This window comes from Komagataeibacter xylinus (assembly GCF_031081985.1).
Classification (GTDB): domain Bacteria; phylum Pseudomonadota; class Alphaproteobacteria; order Acetobacterales; family Acetobacteraceae; genus Komagataeibacter; species Komagataeibacter xylinus_E.
Genome location: NZ_JARWSK010000005.1, coordinates 202,531 through 220,351, shown reverse-complemented (window position 1 = coordinate 220,351; position 17,821 = coordinate 202,531). Strand labels below are relative to the sequence as shown.

Sequence of the window (17,821 nt, the reverse complement as noted above, 5' to 3'; positions counted from 1 at the left end):
CTCGATCCCACCAAGCAGAGTGCAAAGCGCTAGAGGAGGCAGAAATTCTGGTCGATCATGGTTGACACCGATGCGTCTCGACACGCTGACCGCGATCTCATGCCGTCGGACTTCTTTCGCGAAATCGCGAATATCGCGACCTCGCAACTCGAGTATGCGCTCGAAGGTCGCCGGCGCAAAATCAAGGTCTATGAAAGCCTGAAGAATCTCAACGAGGTCATCGGAACCCAATATGGCGACCGGGTCCTCTTCGAACTGGTACAAAACGGGCATGACGCGCACCCATCAAGCATGCTCGACGGTAACGGAGAAATCGCCGTCCGGCTCCTAATTTCGGCTGACGATCGCGGCGAGTTGCTTGTCGCTAACCGCGGGCGAGCCTTTACCCGATCGAACCTCGATGCGGTCATCAATATCGGGACCAGTGACAAGCGTATCGGAGAAGGGATTGGCAACAAGGGGCTCGGGTTCCGAAGCGTCGAGGCGCTAACCGACGAGGTTCGGATATTCTCGAGTTCTCCAACGGGATCGCTTGGTTGCTTCGACGGCTATTGCTTCCGATTTGCGACTCAGGAAGAGATCGAGGCGGAGTTGTCGGCCATCGGTGCAAACCCCGAGGACGCGCGCTACGTGGCCGCCACCGTGCCGCGGTATCTAGTTCCCAAGCCCGTGTCAGAGCGAAATGATGCCCTCGACGCGCTTGCGGCCGCCGGCTTTGCGACTGTCGTCTCGCTGCCGCTGACGTCTATGGATGCCGTCGCGCTCGCCGAACGACAAGTGAACGAGTTGCTTGATCCTAAGGCGCCCGTGCTTCTGTTCCTAGATCGGCTCGCAGCATTGGATGTGGAGATCGTACGTGAGGGCACGTCAGTCTTGCACCGCCGATCGACCCGCTCGGTAGAACCGATTGCCGAAATGGCATCGGATGCGTGCTCTCTGGCGAAGGTTACGGTCGACGGCTGCACTTATCTGCTCGTTCGCTCGGTGCTGTCCAAGGAGCCCCTGCTCGATGCTATCCGCGCAAGCATACAGGCTGCCGCGACGTTGAAACGGTGGCTCGAATGGCAGGGTGAGGCGGTCGTATCAATAGCCGTACCGCTCGTCGGGAACGGTGCGTTGGGGCGTCTCTACAATTTTCTGCCGATGACCGAAAATGCGATGTCGCCGATAGCCGGCCATATCGATGCGCCCTTCTTCGCTGACATCGATCGCCGCTCGATGAAGTCCGATCTGCCGCTCAATAGGCACCTGCTTGGGGCGGCGGCCACTGCCTGCGCGATAGCGGCGACCGAAATCGTTGATCGTGCCCTCGAATTGCCGCCGACAGCCGTCGTCGATCTCACTGCCTGGGTGCCGCCGCATACGCCTAAATTGCTCGCCGCCTTTCGAAATATCGAACGCCCGCTCGGCGAAGCCGCGATCTGGCCCGTCGTTTCGGGCGGTGCGTCGAACTGGGCGAGCTTCGGAACACTTTACGTCTGGCCCAAGATTAAAACGGGGCTGGTGACGACGCAGCGACTCGCGGAGGTCGCCGAGGCGGACATTCTTGCCGATACGCTTGGTGCCGATCGCGTATCGCGTATCAAGGCGCTCGCTGCGTTGGTGAGTTTGCCCCTGGATCTGTCCGGAAAGACGCTGTGTGCATGGACCGAAGCGGTGGCCGATTGGCTCGTGCGTGAGCGCCGGGCTTTACCGACCCGGTGGAAGACATTTCTCGACGATGTCCGCACGGTGTTTGACGCGGCTGCTCTCCCACTGTCGTCGCTCGAGGGCCGGAAGATACTGGTCGATGCCGACGGCAAGCTCCTTGTGGCGACGGCAAGGGGCCGCGACGGCGCGCCGCCGGTATTCGTCCGGACGAAGGGCGGGCGCGGCCGGCGCGGCGATGGGCCGCCCAGCCCGCCGGCGTCACTCAAGCGCAAATTCCGCTTCCTGAGCGACGCGATCGCGCTGACCGAGACAACCCAGCACGCATTCGAGCAAGCTGGACTCATCAGGAGTTACGATCCGCTTGAAGTGCTGCTCGCGCTCAAGGGAGCACTCGGGCCGAAAGCGAGCGATCTCCAACGTGAGGAAGCCTTGCTCTGGTCGTTCAAGGTGTGGCGCGGCGGGGGCGGCAAGCAGATCGAAGAAGCTCTGCGCGAGGCCGATTTGTCGGTGCCGACCCTTGGCGGATGGAGCCGGGCACGGTCCGCGTTATTCTCCGGCGCCTGGACATCGCTCGGCCGCACAGTCGAACAATATTTCGTCGAGGCAGCCGCCGTCTCGCCCGATTGCGCTCGGGAACGCGACTGTCTGCTCGTCAGCTTCGGCGATTGGCCGCGAGCCGCGGCGGACGAGCGGCGCGAAGATTGGGCCCGCTTTCTCGCCTTGCTTGGAACGAGCGACGGCCTTCCGCCGCTCGCAGCCGATGTCCAAGGCTGCGGGACGCCGCACGGCTATTGGAGCGGTGTTCTCTCCACCGTCTCGGCGAAGCAGGGCTTTGATAGGGCGTGGATCGCCAGGGTCCGCTCGACCTTCTTCCAGAATCCCTACACCGATTACAACCTGACCGGCGAAATCTGGCGGCTGCCGGGTCAGACCGAATATGCCGAGTTGTCCCTCGATGCCCGCGTAGCGCTGTCCGATCTCATCGTCACCTTCCTGCGCGACCATGGTGACAAATATTTCCGATTCTTGATCGAGCATTATCGCCATTATAACCGCGTCGCGTTGCCGACGCCGCTGGCGGTGTTTCTCGCTACCGCGCCCTGGGTCGCCAGCACGAAACAGGACGAGATCGTCTTCGCGGCACCTGCAGCGAGCTGGTCGACGACCGCTGCCCGCCAGCCGCCGCCGCGTTTCGTTCCGCGCTTCCAATCCGAGGTCGGCGCCCGCGCGGCGTTGCCTGCGGTCCTGTTCGACCCGCGCATCGGTCTACGCGACTGGTCGAGCCGCGACACTGCGGCGGCGCGCCTTGCATCGCTCGCGGACAGTCTCGAAGATCTCTCGGCCGCTGAGCGCCGCGATCTGCGCGACCAGTTGCGCCGTGCTTGGAGCGACGTCGCGGAAACGAAGCATGCATTGCCTACTGTGCTTTCATTGGTTGTCGAGCGCGCGGGGAGTCTCGAACTCTGTCGTCCGAACTCGATCGATCCGCCGCTCGTCCATGTCACCAGCGAACGACAGGGCTTCGCGGCGCGGGCCTTGGCCGATCGCGGAGCAGCGGTGCTTGACATAGGCGAGAATGACGGCATGGCGATCGCCGCGCTTATCGAGGCTATGGGTGGCTTTCGAGTGCAGGTCGCAAACTCGAGCGACGTGCGGCTCCTCGTCGACGGCGAGGACTTCGAACCCGAATCGGATGACCCTCCCCTCGTGGCCGATGCGCTCGCCTGGCTCGTCGATGCAGCCGTCCTCGCGCATGAATATCTGGGCGATCCCCTCGAATTGCGGACCATACCACCCGACGAGCTGGAGCGCCGCCTTCGCCAGATCCGCCTCCGGCGCTGCGCCAGCTTTGCGCTGATGATCGATGGCGAACTCGCGCACGCGCGCGGCGATGAACGTGCTCAGCCGGTCGCTCATCCCAAGTCGCCGACCCTCGTGCTGGTCGCGAACGCTACGATAGGGCTCGACCTGCTCTGCGAGGCGGCGCCGGCCATTACCAAATTGATGGGAGTGCGGCGGAACACGCTGGAAACCATGCTCGAACGTCTGGAGCGGGCGGGGTTCGGCGGCACCGGGAAACCGACCGAAGCGCAATATGCACGTGCTATCAAACGAGACGAGAGCATCATCCGCGATCATTTCGCTGCGACCCGCAGCGGTGTCGAATGGCGGGTGCGCGCCTTGCTTCCAGTCGTCGCGCATCTCGGGGGTCTCGAACGCGCTGGGGATCTTGAAGAGCTCCACGAACGGGTTGGTCCATCGCTGAACCTACGTGCATGGGTTGCCGAGCAGTTCGATGAGACGATCGCCGAGCGATCGCTAGCCGCAGTCGAAGAGACCGACAATCAGAGGTTTATCCGCCGGGCGATGGGGTTCGATTTTGTGGCGTATGGCGAAACGCTTGCGTCGTTGGGTTATCCGCCGCTCAACAACGAGAACGACTTCCGACGCATGTTCGAGGTGTATCTGGGTGAACTCAAGCCGGGGTTGCTCGACCGGGTCCGTCGCCGTTTTGCTGGCGTATGGGCTGCGGGCGAGGACCTCGCCTCCTATGTGGCTGCACGGCGCCTCGACTTCGTGACATTCGATCCTGCATGGCTTCGGGTCCTCGAAGCGCTCACCCGCGAGGTGGTGGCCGCTCGCGCGGCGGTGGCTGCCGCAGAACTTCTGGGGCCGGACGATCCGAAGGTCAATCTCCCACCGCTTGATCGTGTTGCCGTCGACAATCGCAAGCTCGTGCTCACCTATCATCAGGACCTCGCAGTGCTGGTGCGCGCCTGGTGCCGCAAGTGCAAGGCGACGGTGCCGGCGTCGATCGAAGCGGCGGACCCGCAAACACTGGTCCGCACGCTCGACGAAGCTGGCTTGCTCGACTTCGAGAAGCTCGACCCGGTAAGGCTTCCAGAATTCTACGTGCGCGTAGGAGCGTGGCCCACGGAGATGCCGCTCACCGCCGATCTCGTGAGTCTTGGGCTCGTTCCCGACGATTTGCAGCGCGATGCGATCGAAACGCGCGAGGCGAAGCGGAAAGCCGAAGCCGCGCGACGCACAATCCCGTTCGCGGGAGAGTATCTCGACGCGGGTGCTGGAGATTTTGCCCGGCGGTTCGAAGTTCTTGCCGCTGCGGCGATCGAAAACGGTGATGGCTGGTTCAAGCGTAGCCGCGCCCCGCGACTACGCTCGCAGGCTCAACGCATACCAGGAACGTCCGGCGGCGGAGGTGGGGGTGGCGGTCGGTCGTGGCGGACCCAGCCGCCGGAAGCGGTGAAGACCGCGATGGGGATCGCGAGTGAGTGGCTTGCCCGCGAATATTTGCGTAGGCGGCATCTCAAGGAAATGTCCGATGCCTGCTGGGTCTCGTCCAATCGTGCAGCTTTCTGCACGGGTGCCGTCGGCGACGATAGCCTTGGTTATGATTTCCGGGTTGTTACAGAGCGTAACGAATGGCTTTACGAGGTGAAGTCCGCAATGGACGCGGGTGGCGAATTCGAACTCACTGCCCGTGAACTCGAAGTCGCGGGTAGTGCGAGCCTCGAGCGCAAGCGGCGCTACCGTATCCTCTACGTCCCGTTCGTGTTCGATCCTGCCCAATGGCGCGTGCTGCCGCTGTCGAACCCAGCGACCCCGAATACTCGCGATCGGTTCCGCGTATTGCGGGGCGGCTCGGTGCGCTATAGCTTCGAGCGGCAATGAGACGTGGCTTCGAGGCATATCGAAGTTCTTCTCGGACTACCGTTTCCACCGAGCGAGATGCCCGCTACCGACTTACAGAAATCTAAAGCTGCCGGTCCAGTGCCAGCCCCCAAGTCGGCGCCAGACGTTTGGTCAGTTTATGTCCGCTTCGCGAATCATTTCACGACGCTCGAAACGTTTGGGACGAGGCATAAGCGGATATGGCTCTAAATAAATCCTTCGTTTGAGGCGGGGAGGGGCTCATTAATTTCGGTAAAGAGTCAGACATAGGCAGAAAAAAGTGTATCCAAACAGCCTTTTAATCGCACTTTATTTTCAGCTTGCGATTGTAGCAATTTGAGAACTAGGGCCCGGATCCATAAAGGGATTCCCATTGTGAGCGGCCTGTGATTCGCTGTCTCTGAAAGGAGACGAGCGATGGACGCTGATCTTTTCTGGCTCTCGGACCGGCAGTTTGCGCGGATTGTGCCGCACTGCCCACCAATACGCGTGGCAAGCCGCGCGTGGATGATCGACGCGTGATCAGCGGCATCATTCAGATCATGCTGTCCGGCGCGCGGTGGAAGGATGCGCCGTCCGCGTATGGCCCGCGCAAGACGCTCTACAATCGGTTTCAGCGCTGGGCTGCGAAAGGCGTCTGGGCGCGCCTGTTCGAGGCGCTGGCGCAGAGCGGTGGACCGCCTGCCGAACTTCTGATCGACATTTCTGCCGTGAAGGCCCATCGCTGCGCCTCCGGCGGAAAAAGGGGGAGCGACACCAGGCCATCGGCCGATCGCGTGGCGGGCGCACGACCAAGATCCACGCGCTGACGGATGCCGCCTGCCGTCCGGTCGCCTTCGTGCTGACCGGCGGTAACGTCGCGGATTGCACGGCAGCGGTCCCGCTGCTGGAACAGGTCTCGAACGTCCGGCTGATCCACGGCGACAAGGGGGCTACGACACCAACGCGGTGCGTCGACAGATCGAGGACAAGGGCGCCGCGCCGAACATCCCGCCCAAGGTCAACCGGGTCTGGAAGAACTGCTTTTCGCCGGTCCTTTATCGGACGCGAAATGCCATTGAGCGCATGTTCAACCGCCTCAAGGACTTCCGCCGCATCGCGGCACGTTACGATCGCAATGCCACTAACTTCCACGCCGCCATCTGCCTCGTCGCGGCCGTCAGCTACTGGTTATGAGTCCGGGCCCTAATCCTGCCCCCGCAACCAGAAACACCCAAAAACCCCGATAAGTCACTGACTCGGCGGGGTTTTTTGTTGAACACTACACTACATGCCTATCAAATATCACATTATTTCAAGGCCTTGGCACTGGTAGGTTCAAATCGGGATCCAATAAACCCGCAACCAACTGTTCCGTACGCAGGCGTAAACGGGCGTGACCTGGCGTACCCCGGCGTGTGGGCGCGCAGGGGAAAAGGGAAGGGAAGGCTGTACGTACTTCAAGCCACAGTCGTGCAATGACACTTGCTTTTTTGTGCTGGATCGCAGAACACCGGATCAGGCCGACAGAGGTCTTGCGGGGCATGGCCCCAAGTCCCTTGTCATCCCATCACCTACCAGCCATAAAAAACGGGAATTCTCCTTATTAAGTGGATCCAAAAAGAGAGCACGTCACTTATTTATCTAAATAACATCTGATATGGCTAATACGTTTAAATATTCACTTTATGCGATCTCAGAAGAACGTTTTCGTAAATAAATATGAGAAATATTATGAATCTATTTTACTCGCCTGGAGATAAACTCGGCAATGATTATGTAATCAGGCGTCCCCTTGGACAAGGCGGGATGGGTGAAGTCTATCTCGTTGAGCATTTATTATCCGGCCAACTTCGCGCCGCCAAAGTTATGCGGGGCCTGGGTAATGCAACTGAGAGCGATCTCGCAGACTTTAGACGAGAGGCACGTTCACTCCTAGATTTAGGTGACTATCCATTTGTAACCCGACTTTTCGAAGTGAGAGAGGAAGGACGAAATACCGTCTTGCTTATGGAATATGTGGCCCCTGATGAGTCCGGCTGTACGACGCTCGGGGATCGCATATCTAGAACCCAGGACTACGACGAACGCCTTATCGGAATATGGTCTGTCGCGTTCTGCGTCGGAATGGAACATGCTTTGAGATGTGGAATCGCTGCACACCGAGATATCAAACCCGGCAATTTGTTACTCGGCGCTAGTCCATTTTTGAAAATTGCGGATTTTGGTCTTGCTATGACCTCTGGCTGGCAGAAGCCATCCATTAATGACACCTCGAAACCTCCATGCCAACTGCATATTCTGAAATCTGAGAGCGGAGAATTAATCTGTGGTACGCCAGGCTACATCGCACCCGAATTGTTCGCTAATGCTAGAGCCTCACAGCAGAGCGACATGTTCAGTTTTGGCATAACATTATGGCAGTTAGCAGCACGGACCCTTGCATCGCCATATGACGTCCCGTTTCAAGGGGACATCGACAATTATCAGTCCACTATTTTAGAGAAGATCCACGAAAAAGGGCCGACATTTATCACATCACCATATTCAGATGTTATTTCTCGCTGTTTGAATCCAGACCCACAAAAACGTTTTTCCGATTTCCCAGCTCTTCGGGAAGCGATCAAAGCGTCGGCAAAATCCGCTGGCATGCGTGCCATGGACTTTATGGTGGCTCCAGGATTTCGAGCTGGTTTTGATGATTATGTGAACCGCGGTCGGTCATACCTTGTACTCGGTCGTGACAAACGAGCCCTAAAAATTCTTACCCAAGCAGTGAAACATCACCCCAATTCTCCAGAAGCGCTCACTGCCCAAGGCGAAGCACTGATGCAACTGGGTAAATCGAGAAAAGCGGTGGCTGCATTTGAGGCTGCAAGGAGTTTTCAACCGGGTGCAGATGGGCCGTTGATCGGACTTGCTCGCGCATGGTTGGTTCTCGACAATCGAGAAGAAGCGCGTGCCGCAGTCAGTTCCATATTATCTCGTCACCCAGAAAATCTTGAAGCCCTCCTAATCTCGGCCTGTATAATAAGCATGGAAGGAAATGACTACGAGGCTCTCGATTTGATAATGAGCGTCGTTTCTGCCGACCCGAAAAACTGGCGAGCTTACGATTATCTTGGGCGAGTACTACACAGGCTGAAAAAGCTTGACGATGCGGCAGACGCTTTCACAAGTTCCTTACACCTTAATCCTCTAGCGACTGACACCCGCCTCTCGCTGGCTGCTATAAGGATAGAGCAAAAAAAATCTGCAGCTGCTGATATCCATTACCAAAAGGCAATTTCCTTTTCCAAAGACAATCCTGAAACGCTGAATAAAATTGCCGCACATATGGCTGAACATGGACATCCCGAAAAAGCAATAAAACTTTTCAATGACCTCGCTGAAACCAATCCGCAATCCCGTTCAATAATGCAGGTGAACATCGGGAACGCATATCTTCGGATGGGAAAGACAAAATCTGCCATTCGTCTTTTTCGGGAGGCGATCAAGATTGATTCGAAAAATAGTCTAGCATACTGGCGACTTGGCGAGATGCACCTCGAGAGAAAGCATTCAGAAAAAGCTGTAAGATGCTTCGAGCGATCCTGCTCACTTGAACCAGAAAATGCCCGCTACCACGGTATTACTGGTTCGGTCTATCTGGAATTACGTAATCCCACACGTGCTCGCATTTATCTGTGCCGCTCAATCAAACTTTATCCCGAACAGCCAGAGACGCTCTACAATCTTGCTATTGCAACATTGTTTGCCGACAGCCAAGACAGCGTCGACCGAAACGAGATCGCTCTAGACGTGTTGTCAAAGGCCGTGCAGATCAGCAAAACCTATGCACGGGCATGGTTTCTTAAATCTGCGATAGAGCAGGAGATGGGACGCCTTGTTGAGGCGACGATCTCGGCTCGCCATGCGGTGGCCAATATCGTGGAGCTTAGCGCTCCCGAACGAAAGGGACTACACACTCTTCTTGAACGAATAGGTTGCAGTGACGCTTTTCCGCCAGAAACGATGGGAGACGGTTTGTAACCATCGACCGCCTCACGGCGAACGTGAAAACGGGGAGCGGGCGGCACGCCGCCAGGGCAAGCCGCGCGACTCAAAGCAGGATGGGCATGAAGCCTTTATCGTCAGCATGATCGAAACGCAGAAAGATATCACGCTCAACGAGATGGCGACACGCCTGCATGGTGAGCACTTCGTCAGGATCGGCCGCAGCATGCTCAGTCGATGGCTGCGGCGGCGCGGGTGGACATTCAAAAAAAGGCCGCACATGCATTGGAGCAGGAGCGCGAAGATATCTTGAAACGCCGGCAGGACTGGTTCAACGACCAGCCTGATCATGATCCGCGTCGTCTGGTCTTCATCGACGAAACCAGCCTTTCCACGAAGATGTCCTGCCTACGTGGCCGCGCTTTACGCGGAGAACGCTGTCGGGCTGGTGTTCCTCACGGCCATTGGATAACTACGACTTTCATCGCCGGCCTGCGCCTCACGGGCATGACCGCACCTTTCGTGCATGAGGGTGCCATGAACCGTGATATTTTTCAGGCCTATGTCGAGCATGTTCTCGTGCCGACGCTGAGTCCGGGCGATATCGTCGTCCTGGACAATCTGCCCGCTCACAAGGTTCCGGGAGCGCGAAAAGCCATCGAACAAGTGGGGGCTCGGATGATGTTTCTGCCTCCCTATAGTCCCGCTTTCAATCCGATTAAAATGGCGTTCGCCAAGCTCAAGGCTCTCTTGCGGGCCAAGGCAGCAAGAACCGTCACAGCGCTGTGGGACGCCGCCGAATCAGTCCTGGATGCTTTCACTCCGCACGAATGTACCAAATTCTTCACCGCAGCAGGATATGAACCGGAATAACGTGGACGTGCTCTAGTCACTTGGAACAGAAATAAGCATCATTATATGATGTTCCTGTCGCAATGACGGGAGCAGAACGATGGTGGGACGGCAGGCAGGTCAGGTGGTGCCGAGTCCGCAGGCTCTGACGTTTCTTGAAGGGCAGGTTCGACATCACAAGGCGCCGCGGTCGTTGTCGGAGCGATGCCGGATGGTTCTGCTCTGCGCCGAAGGCTTGCAGAGCAAGGAAGTTGCTGCACGCCTGGGGGTGCATGAGCACACCGTCGGCAAATGGCGGCGGCGGTTTGTGGGAGATGGCATCGAAGGCCTGACCGACGAAACGTAGATTGATAGCGGGAATGGCCGGGAGAACGGAAGATCCGGTGTGTGGGATAAAATGACCAGAAAGCTGTCATTCGTGGCAGACTCTAGCCGTTCGCAGAGCACTCATGATAGTGAATGCAAACGTTTCAAAATGGAGCATTTTGGATAATTAACGGAAGCAAATTACTCAGAGGGAGAGTTGGCGATGCACGTTCTGCAGCGCGAGGCAAAGGTCACAGAACTCAGGGAAATCGAAGGGCCCGCAGATGCTATATACGACTTCGCGGCGGGAGTGTGGCGTAGCCACGCTGGCTTGATCGCTTACGATTCTCAAGATGGGATGCAGACAAAAAAATGTGACCTTGAGACCGGTGAGGATCAAAAAGGACAATAATTCCATGACGGCTAACAGCGTCGCAGTTCTTATTCTGTCGGGCTTAATGGATTATTCGACCGACAGAATATGCGACCACCTCTCTCGGCAAGGTGTATCGTTTTTACGCATCAACCAAGATCAGCTTGCCGATTTGAGATTTTCAATCGACCCCTTGCTCGCCACCATGACCTGCCGTTATGGCGGTGAAACTTGGTATGGGGGCGCTGGGTTGCGCTCGGTATGGTGGCGGCAAGCGACCTTTCTACGCAATACGCCGGGCCGCAAATTGACGACGGCGGAGCAGTTAGAGCGCTCGCAGTGGTCGGGTGTCATGCGCGGCATGATGCTATTTGACCATGCGGTCTGGATGAACCATCCGGCAGTGACATATCAGGCGGAGTCCAAGCCTTACCAATTAAGGCGTGCGGCCAAGCTTGGTTTCGATGTTCCATTGACACTGGTGACGAATGACAGCGAGGCCGATGTGCCAGGTATGATAGGTAATCGGATTGCATTAAAAAGCGTCGACACGGTATTATTGCAGGATGAACTTCATCAGTATTTCGGCTATACAAATTTGATAGACTGGACAGCATGTGCGGACAAGTATTTCCATCTTGCACCTGCAACTTGCCAAAGCATCATCGCCCCCAAATTAGACTTGCGTGTCACAATCGTCGGCGATCGCTTATGGTGTGATGCCGTCATGGATCAACATGGAGGCATTGATGGTGACTGGCGAGTCCGACCCAAGAATGAGTTGTCTTATCAGGACTATGATCTGCCCGCCGATGTTGCCGAACGTTGTCGTTCACTTGTTCGCGACCTCGGCTTGCGGTACGGGGCAATCGACTTAGCGCTCTCGGGTGAGCGCTATTGGTTTATTGAGATCAATCCTACGGGTGAATGGGGATGGCTGGACCGCGATGGGCGCGGTTTATCGGCGGCGATCGCGGAGGAACTAGCATGCCCCTCCTGTTGAAGATTCGACAGCGGGCGGTGCGAGCGTTACCCGATGCAATTCGCATATTCTTCGTTAATCGGAACCTGAAGCGTCAGCTGGATGCCTGGGAGACAAATCCAGCATTTGACGACATTAGGGCGCTCAATGCCGATCAGTTGGAGAAATACCTCGAGACTGAGTGGACACGCGCTAAAGAGCTCGACGAAAAACTGAATAAGCTGACCGCTTCACTATCGGTGGCTGTCACGGTTGGAGGCGTTGTTTCCAAAACCGTTTTCGATGGGCTGGCCGCTACATCGACAAAGACAGTCATCGCAGCCCTTCTCTTTCTATCGATGGGCATGTTTCTATTGGGTGCAATGATCGGATTCAGCGGCCTCCGTCCGAAGCCACGCTATGGCTATGGTGCAGGGTACCTGCGCATTATTACGCAAGGTGGAGATCAAGCTGAAGATGCGATGAGGGCGGCTGCAAGTGGTTTCCAAATCATGAATGCCATTCGCTCAAACGAAGCATCGACGGCGATCGGGCTCATTCGTAATGGCGTGCTCGTATTCACCCTCGCGATGGCGACCAGCTTTTTCGCTCCCGTCATGGGACAAAACACTTCGACTTTGCAGACGTCTACGGCGAAAACGATGGTAGTGCAAACCCATGGTCCGCAGGCAGCAATACCTATCCGTCCGCCTGAACCGACCACAACCAAACCCGAACCAATTACTGAAAATAAACCTACTGGCTTAAAGTCGTCCCCGACTAGTGAGGTGCCATCTCGAACCGTCCCGTCAGAAGAGGGAAAAGCCCATGTCCAGAGCGTCAATACGCATCTGCCCGCAGCATTCCACCCATCATTCCAGAAAAATTCACGCCCAATGACAGCCGCCAAATGCTGCGACTGCTTAGGAAAAATGGGTTCGGGTGAGTCACGTTAACATTGGACCTATTCCAAGAAACCAATTTTTCGCTCCCGTCTATCTTCCATTGGCTTACCTTGTCCGCTTTGCGTAGAGCGATTCAAGGAGCTATATGCTTGGCCTAAGGCGTCAGCGGACATGATTGTGGCTCTGAACGAAGAGGCCCCGTTTTAGCGAGGGCAGGGCTCATTAATTTTATAAGGGGTCAGGCATAAGCAGAAAAAATCCTATTAAAACAGATGTCTAATGCCGCTTTGTTCTCAACTGGCGATTGTCGCAATTTGAGGACCAATCCTGCCCCCGCAACCAACGATACTTGCGATACGAACGCATCGAGAACGCCACTGTCCGGATGGACCGTGGCGTTTTTCTTATGTGCCGCGAACTGCAAGATTGCCGCCAGATCGCCGCGCAGAATGATCGCCTACTCGCTGTCGGCTGGCTGGAGCGTGATCTGCGAGACGAGTGTGCGCAGGCGCTCGGCCGCCTCGGTCTTCGTCTCCTCGGCCTGAAGGCTTTCATAGAGAGACGCGATCCGCTGCTGGTAGATCTCCGCCATGTTCGGATGGAGAAGGGGAGGCGGTTCTTCCGTGTTGGCCAGACGTTCTGTCAGTTCGATTTTGCGCGCTTCGAGCGCGCCGATCTTATCTTTGAGCTTCGCGCCCGGAACGCCGTCGAGGATGGCCTGAATCGCCTTGTCCAGTTCGCGATCAATGCGAGGCAACTCATTCTGCATCGCCACGAGGTCAGCGTCCAGTTCAATGCGCATACGGTTCACTTCAGGTGATGATGACGCGGTCGTCTGTCACAGCGCGGGTGACGACGGCGAAGGGAGGGAAGACGCACCCGACGCCGAGCCCGAGGAGGAAGATGGACTGAAGCCGCTTTCCGATCGCCTGTTGACCGAACTGACGGCCTGGCGCACGCTGGCCTTGCGCGATGCGTTTGCCGCCAATCCGCGTATCGCGCTGACGGAACTACTGCACACGCTGGTGCGCGACCTCTACTGGCAGGTCTCGAGTGTGGATTGCTTGGAAGCCTATGTCCGGGAAATCCCGCTGCGGGTCCATTCCCCCGACATGCCCGGCAGCCTGCCGGCCCACGCGCTACGCCAGCGCAACGAGGGCTGGCAGCACGATCTGCCGGAGGATGAGGACGCACTCTGGCAGTGGCTCGACGGATTGGACGATGCCAGTCGCATCGCGCTGCTGGCGCATTGCCTGTCTTTCGGGATCAACGCGCTGCATGAATCGTCCTATGGCCCGTCTCTGGCACGCAGCGTCAGGGAGAGGCTGGCTCGCGCCGACCGTCTTGCCACTGCGCTCACGCTCGACTTGGCCGAAGCGGGCTGGCAGGCGACAGTGGAGAACTATCTCGGCCGCGTCACCAAGGCGCGCATCCTCGAAGCCGTGCGCGAGGCGCGGGGTAACGAGGCCGCCGACCGCATCGCCCATATGAAGAAGGGCGACATGGCGCAGGCTGCCGAGCGGCTTCTGGACGGTTCGGGCTGGTTGCCAGAGGCGCTGCGCACAAGGAACGTGGCAGGGCGGAGTGAAGGAGAAGTAGGAGCGGCTGACATGCCCGACAGCCTGGACGCGGTTGCGGCTGAGTAACATCTGTCCATTGACTGATATGGGCGGCTTCCGGTCTCCGGAAGCCGCCTTTTATATGGGAGCGATGTCGCGTCCGAATGGCTGTCGACGATGGTCAGTGACGGGTCATAGGCTGCAGGTGTCGATCTGTTTCGAGTTTGAGGGCTGCTGTCCACAATGGTGTTTTGGTATAGAAATCCCGCCTGTTGAGGCCGGTGCCGGTTCGGTGCTCGTTGAGCAGTCCTGCCCAGTACAGCGGACGCAGGACATGGACGTAAAGACTGGCGGTCAGCTTGAAATCCCGGTGACGGATATCCTCCTCTTTACCCCCGTAGAGAACCGCGCATAGCCGCTCTTCTGTGACGGCAACCTGGGCCTCGATATTGATGACGTTGAGAAAGATATCCCAGTTGCCGAACAGCGGCTCATCGCTTCGGGTGTAAGGACTGTGGTCGACGACAAACAGGAGGTGGGTTGTCAACAGTATCCAGAGCCGGGCAGGCTCTGATTGGAGCTTTCTCGCCAGGTCGGTCAGCCGCAGGGTGCCCTTGAAATGCCGTGCGAGCTTCGCGCTGAGCAGAACCTCATGCAGGATCACCAGCGGCGGGAAATCATGCTCATTCAGGACTTTGTTGACGGCGTAGAGGTCTTCGACCGTATAGGCTGGCCAGTCAAATGCCTCGGCGGCCCACGCGACAAAATAGCGCTTGAGCGTCTTGGTGGGCGTAAGGCCGATCGGGCCGTTTTCCTCAATATAGCCGATCGTCAGCAGCGCGGCCTTCAGGATGAGGGCATGCGACAGGGGAAGGTCGGTGTCGGGCGAACGAAACGGATTCATCACAGAAACAATGAACCAGCTCGGTGCGAGTTGCCAGTCTGGCTTTGCCACGCGGGGACGATCTCCGTCCCGCGTCCTTCATTGTAATGTCGGCTATCGCCTCATGTAGGACATGAGCTGAGCCATTCGGGTTTCCGGAAAACGGACGGTCGGCAATAGTTCTCGTTATCCGTCGATATCCTTTCCAGACTTCTGATTGCTGCATGTGCAGCTGATCAGGAGAAAGTATCATGGAAAAGAAAACGCGTTTTCCATCGCCTACGCTGAAGGCGTCCGTGCCCTGGAATGCAGGAAAAATAGTTGGCGCCAAGCGGGCGCTTAAAGAAAAGCACGTCTGGGCAATTCGGTTCTGGCTGGGGAGCGAACAGCGTGTCAGAGACAGAGCTTTGTTTGATCTTGCTCTCGATAGCAAACTCAGAGGCTGCGATCTTGTCAGCCTTCGTATCGGCGATGTCGTTACCAGCGGTCAGGTGCGCCACCGAGCCATGGTCGTCCAACAGAAAACCCGGCGACCTGTACAATTCGAAATTACAGAAACAACGCGGGAAAGCGTGCGGGCGTGGCTGGAGCATCGAGGTGGTGGCTTGAATGAGTATGTTTTTCCAAGTCGCCTAAGCGCCAAAACTCACCTGAGCACAAGGCAATACGCCCGGCTTCTGGATCAATGGGTTCAGGCGATAGGACTTATCCCCGGGGAATATGGAACCCATTCGCTCCGCCGGACTAAGGTTGCCATGATTTACAAACGAACCGGCAATATCCGGACCGTGCAGATCCTGCTGGGTCATTCAAAACTGGATAGTACGGTTCGATATCTTGGGGTGGATGTAGAGGACGCTCTGGCACTGTCGGAAGCCACTGATCTCTGAAATCGAGTATGCCTCAGGAATTCTCTACCTCCTCCTTTTGTGTACATGATATGATGACACATAAGGAGGAGACCATGAGCGAGCATCTTTCAGATAACGCAGCATCCCCACAGAAAGTCGGTGTTCGGGAGTTCCGGGGGAACCTGACAGCGTATCTGCGCCAGGTCAGACAGGGTAGTACGATTCTCGTGACGTCTCATGATGAGGTTGTGGCTGAACTGCGGCCACCAGCTCCTTCCTATCGCCCCCGCCGTCAGCCAGGAGCGCTTCGAGGACGGATCAGAATGAGCGAAGATTTTGATGAGACACCACCGGACATTCTTGAGAGCATGGAACGCGACTTGTGAAGGTTCTGCTCGATACGCATGCGTTGCTGTGGTGGCTTTCGGACTCCGACCGGCTGGGTGAGACTGCACGGGAGATCATTGCAGATCCGGTCCACGATATTCTGGTGAGTATCGTATCATTATGGGAGATTGCGATCAAAATCCGTATCGGAAAACTGGATGCGGATATGAACGACATTCTGGCAGCCATTCCTGCGGAAGGTTTCTCGCTACTACAAATACAGCCCGAACACCTGCAGATCCTGATGTCCTTGCCTCTGCATCATCGTGATCCTTTTGATCATCTCCTGATGGCACAGGCGCAAGCTGAACATGCCACATTCCTTTCGGAAGACGGACAAATGGATCATTACCCCATCAAGCGAATACGCTGTTCGTGAAGCAGAAACTGCCGTCAGAATACGTCTTCATGTCAAGACATTCCGTCCCTCAGCGACGTTACCGTAAGCCGATATCAACGGGCAGGTTTCTACGCGGCGACATGGTGGGAACTGAACGCACAACAGCAGGTGGAGAGACCAGGACGTCCACCTGCTGAGGCTAAACGTCACATCGTTATGATGCGATCATCATCCGGTAATGAACGCCAGGATATCTGCATTGATGACGTCTGCATGGGTCGTGTGCATGCCGTGCGGATAACCGGGATAGATTTTCAGCGTGCTGTCCTGAAGCAGCCTGTCCTGAAGGATCGCCGCGTTCTGGTAAGGCACGACCTGATCATCATCGCCCTGTAGCACAAGCACCGGTAATGTGATGGCCTTCAGATCCTCGGTCTGATCCGTTTCCGAGAATGCCCTGATACCCTCGTAATGGGCCTTGGCACTGCCCATCATGCCCTGACGCCACCAGTTGCGGATCGTGCCTTCCGAAACTTCTGCTCCGGGGCGGTTGAAGCCGTAGAACGGCCCGCTGGCTACATCCAGGAAGAACTGCGCGCGATTGGCCGCAAGCCCCGCACGCAGTCCGTTCAGGACAGCGATCGGTGCGCCTTCAGGGCTGCGGTCCGTCTGAACTATCAGGGGCGGCACGGAACTGATGAGCACGGCCCTGGAGACACGTCCCTGGGGCTGACCATATTTCGCGACATAGCGGGCAACCTGGCCCCCGCCGGTCGAATGTCCGACATGGATGGCGTTTTTTAGGTCGAGATGTTCGACAACGGCCGATGTATCTGCCGCATAATGATCCATGTCGTGCCCGTCGCTCACCTGTGCCGAGCGACCATGACCACGACGATCATGCGCGATCACGCGAAACCCCTTGCTCAGGAAAAACAGCATCTGCGTGTCCCAGTCATCGGCGCTGAGTGGCCAGCCATGATGGAAGACGACTGGCTGGGCATCCTTCGGTCCCCAATCCTTGTAGAAAATCTCTACGCCATCAGATGTCGTGACGAATGACATGATACGCCTCCTTGCCGATCA

General features: G+C 57.1%; 10 protein-coding genes and 4 pseudogenes. 11 read left to right on the top strand and 3 right to left on the bottom strand.

Going from position 1 to position 17,821, the window contains the following annotated elements:
* Nucleotides 1-57: 57 nt before the first annotated feature.
* The 7 genes and pseudogenes from QEG70_RS11355 to QEG70_RS11325 all read left to right on the top strand — a co-directional run bounded on the left by QEG70_RS11355 (nucleotide 58) and on the right by QEG70_RS11325 (nucleotide 12,766).
* Nucleotides 58-5,343 carry a sacsin N-terminal ATP-binding-like domain-containing protein gene (locus QEG70_RS11355; protein WP_308720753.1) on the top strand — a complete coding sequence of 1,762 codons (5,286 nt, stop codon included), beginning with the start codon at nucleotides 58-60 and terminating at the stop codon, nucleotides 5,341-5,343.
* 417 nt (nucleotides 5,344-5,760) lie between these two features.
* Nucleotides 5,761-6,519 (top strand): annotated as a pseudogene (locus QEG70_RS11350) (IS5 family transposase).
* A gap of 537 nt (nucleotides 6,520-7,056) precedes the next feature.
* Complete coding sequence (locus QEG70_RS11345; protein WP_308720752.1) at nucleotides 7,057-9,354, top strand: protein kinase domain-containing protein; 2,298 nt, start codon at nucleotides 7,057-7,059, stop codon at nucleotides 9,352-9,354.
* A gap of 25 nt (nucleotides 9,355-9,379) precedes the next feature.
* Nucleotides 9,380-10,191 (top strand): annotated as a pseudogene (locus QEG70_RS11340) (IS630 family transposase); the annotation flags it as partial.
* 79 nt (nucleotides 10,192-10,270) lie between these two features.
* Nucleotides 10,271-10,510, top strand: a pseudogene (locus tag QEG70_RS11335) (helix-turn-helix domain-containing protein); the annotation flags it as partial.
* 382 nt (nucleotides 10,511-10,892) lie between these two features.
* The gene (locus tag QEG70_RS11330; RefSeq protein WP_308720751.1) at nucleotides 10,893-11,852 is read left to right on the top strand and encodes an MvdC/MvdD family ATP grasp protein; all 960 of its coding nucleotides are present in this window, start codon (nucleotides 10,893-10,895) and stop codon (nucleotides 11,850-11,852) included.
* Entirely contained in the window at nucleotides 11,837-12,766 is a 930-nt protein-coding gene (locus QEG70_RS11325; RefSeq protein WP_308720750.1) for a hypothetical protein, read from the top strand. The genes QEG70_RS11330 and QEG70_RS11325 overlap by 16 nt, the downstream gene beginning before the upstream one ends.
* Nucleotides 12,767-13,172: 406 nt before the next feature.
* Here QEG70_RS11325 and QEG70_RS11320 read toward each other — a convergent pair whose 3' ends face one another.
* Complete coding sequence (locus tag QEG70_RS11320) at nucleotides 13,173-13,517, bottom strand: hypothetical protein (protein ID WP_308720749.1); 345 nt, start codon at nucleotides 13,515-13,517, stop codon at nucleotides 13,173-13,175.
* A 43-nt stretch (nucleotides 13,518-13,560) separates the two neighbouring features.
* Here QEG70_RS11320 and QEG70_RS11315 point away from each other — a divergent pair.
* A pseudogene (locus tag QEG70_RS11315) lies at nucleotides 13,561-14,361 on the top strand (chromosome partitioning protein ParB); the annotation flags it as partial.
* A 94-nt stretch (nucleotides 14,362-14,455) separates the two neighbouring features.
* On the opposite strand, the gene QEG70_RS11310 reads toward QEG70_RS11315, so the two are convergent.
* Nucleotides 14,456-15,178 carry a hypothetical protein gene (locus QEG70_RS11310; protein WP_308720860.1) on the bottom strand — a complete coding sequence of 241 codons (723 nt, stop codon included), beginning with the start codon at nucleotides 15,176-15,178 and terminating at the stop codon, nucleotides 14,456-14,458.
* Between the two features lie 230 nt (nucleotides 15,179-15,408).
* On the opposite strand from QEG70_RS11310, the gene QEG70_RS11305 reads away from it, so the two are divergent.
* From QEG70_RS11305 to QEG70_RS11295, 3 genes are read left to right on the top strand one after another with little or no spacing between them, the layout of a single operon-like run.
* Nucleotides 15,409-16,047, top strand: coding sequence for a tyrosine-type recombinase/integrase (locus QEG70_RS11305; protein ID WP_308720748.1), 639 nt, complete (start codon nucleotides 15,409-15,411; stop codon nucleotides 16,045-16,047).
* Nucleotides 16,048-16,055: 8 nt separating this feature from the next.
* Nucleotides 16,056-16,394, top strand: coding sequence for a type II toxin-antitoxin system Phd/YefM family antitoxin (locus tag QEG70_RS11300; RefSeq protein WP_308720747.1), 339 nt, complete (start codon nucleotides 16,056-16,058; stop codon nucleotides 16,392-16,394).
* Complete coding sequence (locus QEG70_RS11295; RefSeq protein ID WP_062247761.1) at nucleotides 16,391-16,774, top strand: type II toxin-antitoxin system VapC family toxin; 384 nt, start codon at nucleotides 16,391-16,393, stop codon at nucleotides 16,772-16,774. Before QEG70_RS11300 ends, QEG70_RS11295 begins: the two co-directional genes overlap by 4 nt.
* Before the next feature lie 189 nt (nucleotides 16,775-16,963).
* On the opposite strand, the gene QEG70_RS11290 is transcribed toward QEG70_RS11295, so the two are convergent.
* Nucleotides 16,964-17,800, bottom strand: a complete 837-nt coding sequence (locus QEG70_RS11290) for an alpha/beta fold hydrolase (protein ID WP_308720746.1) — start codon at nucleotides 17,798-17,800, stop codon at nucleotides 16,964-16,966.
* Nucleotides 17,801-17,821 lie beyond the last annotated feature (21 nt).

Excerpts from the sequence above, each read along its gene's own strand:
- QEG70_RS11355 (WP_308720753.1), top strand. The coding sequence starts at position 58 with ATGGTTGACACCGATGCGTCTCGACACGCTGACCGCGATCTCATGCCG.
- QEG70_RS11345 (WP_308720752.1), top strand. The coding sequence starts at position 7,057 with ATGAATCTATTTTACTCGCCTGGAGATAAACTCGGCAATGATTATGTA.
- QEG70_RS11330 (WP_308720751.1), top strand. The coding sequence starts at position 10,893 with ATGACGGCTAACAGCGTCGCAGTTCTTATTCTGTCGGGCTTAATGGAT.
- QEG70_RS11325 (WP_308720750.1), top strand. The coding sequence starts at position 11,837 with ATGCCCCTCCTGTTGAAGATTCGACAGCGGGCGGTGCGAGCGTTACCC.
- QEG70_RS11320 (WP_308720749.1), bottom strand. The coding sequence starts at position 13,517 with ATGCGCATTGAACTGGACGCTGACCTCGTGGCGATGCAGAATGAGTTG.
- QEG70_RS11310 (WP_308720860.1), bottom strand. The coding sequence starts at position 15,178 with ATGAATCCGTTTCGTTCGCCCGACACCGACCTTCCCCTGTCGCATGCC.
- QEG70_RS11305 (WP_308720748.1), top strand. The coding sequence starts at position 15,409 with ATGGAAAAGAAAACGCGTTTTCCATCGCCTACGCTGAAGGCGTCCGTG.
- QEG70_RS11300 (WP_308720747.1), top strand. The coding sequence starts at position 16,056 with ATGCCTCAGGAATTCTCTACCTCCTCCTTTTGTGTACATGATATGATG.
- QEG70_RS11290 (WP_308720746.1), bottom strand. The coding sequence starts at position 17,800 with ATGTCATTCGTCACGACATCTGATGGCGTAGAGATTTTCTACAAGGAT.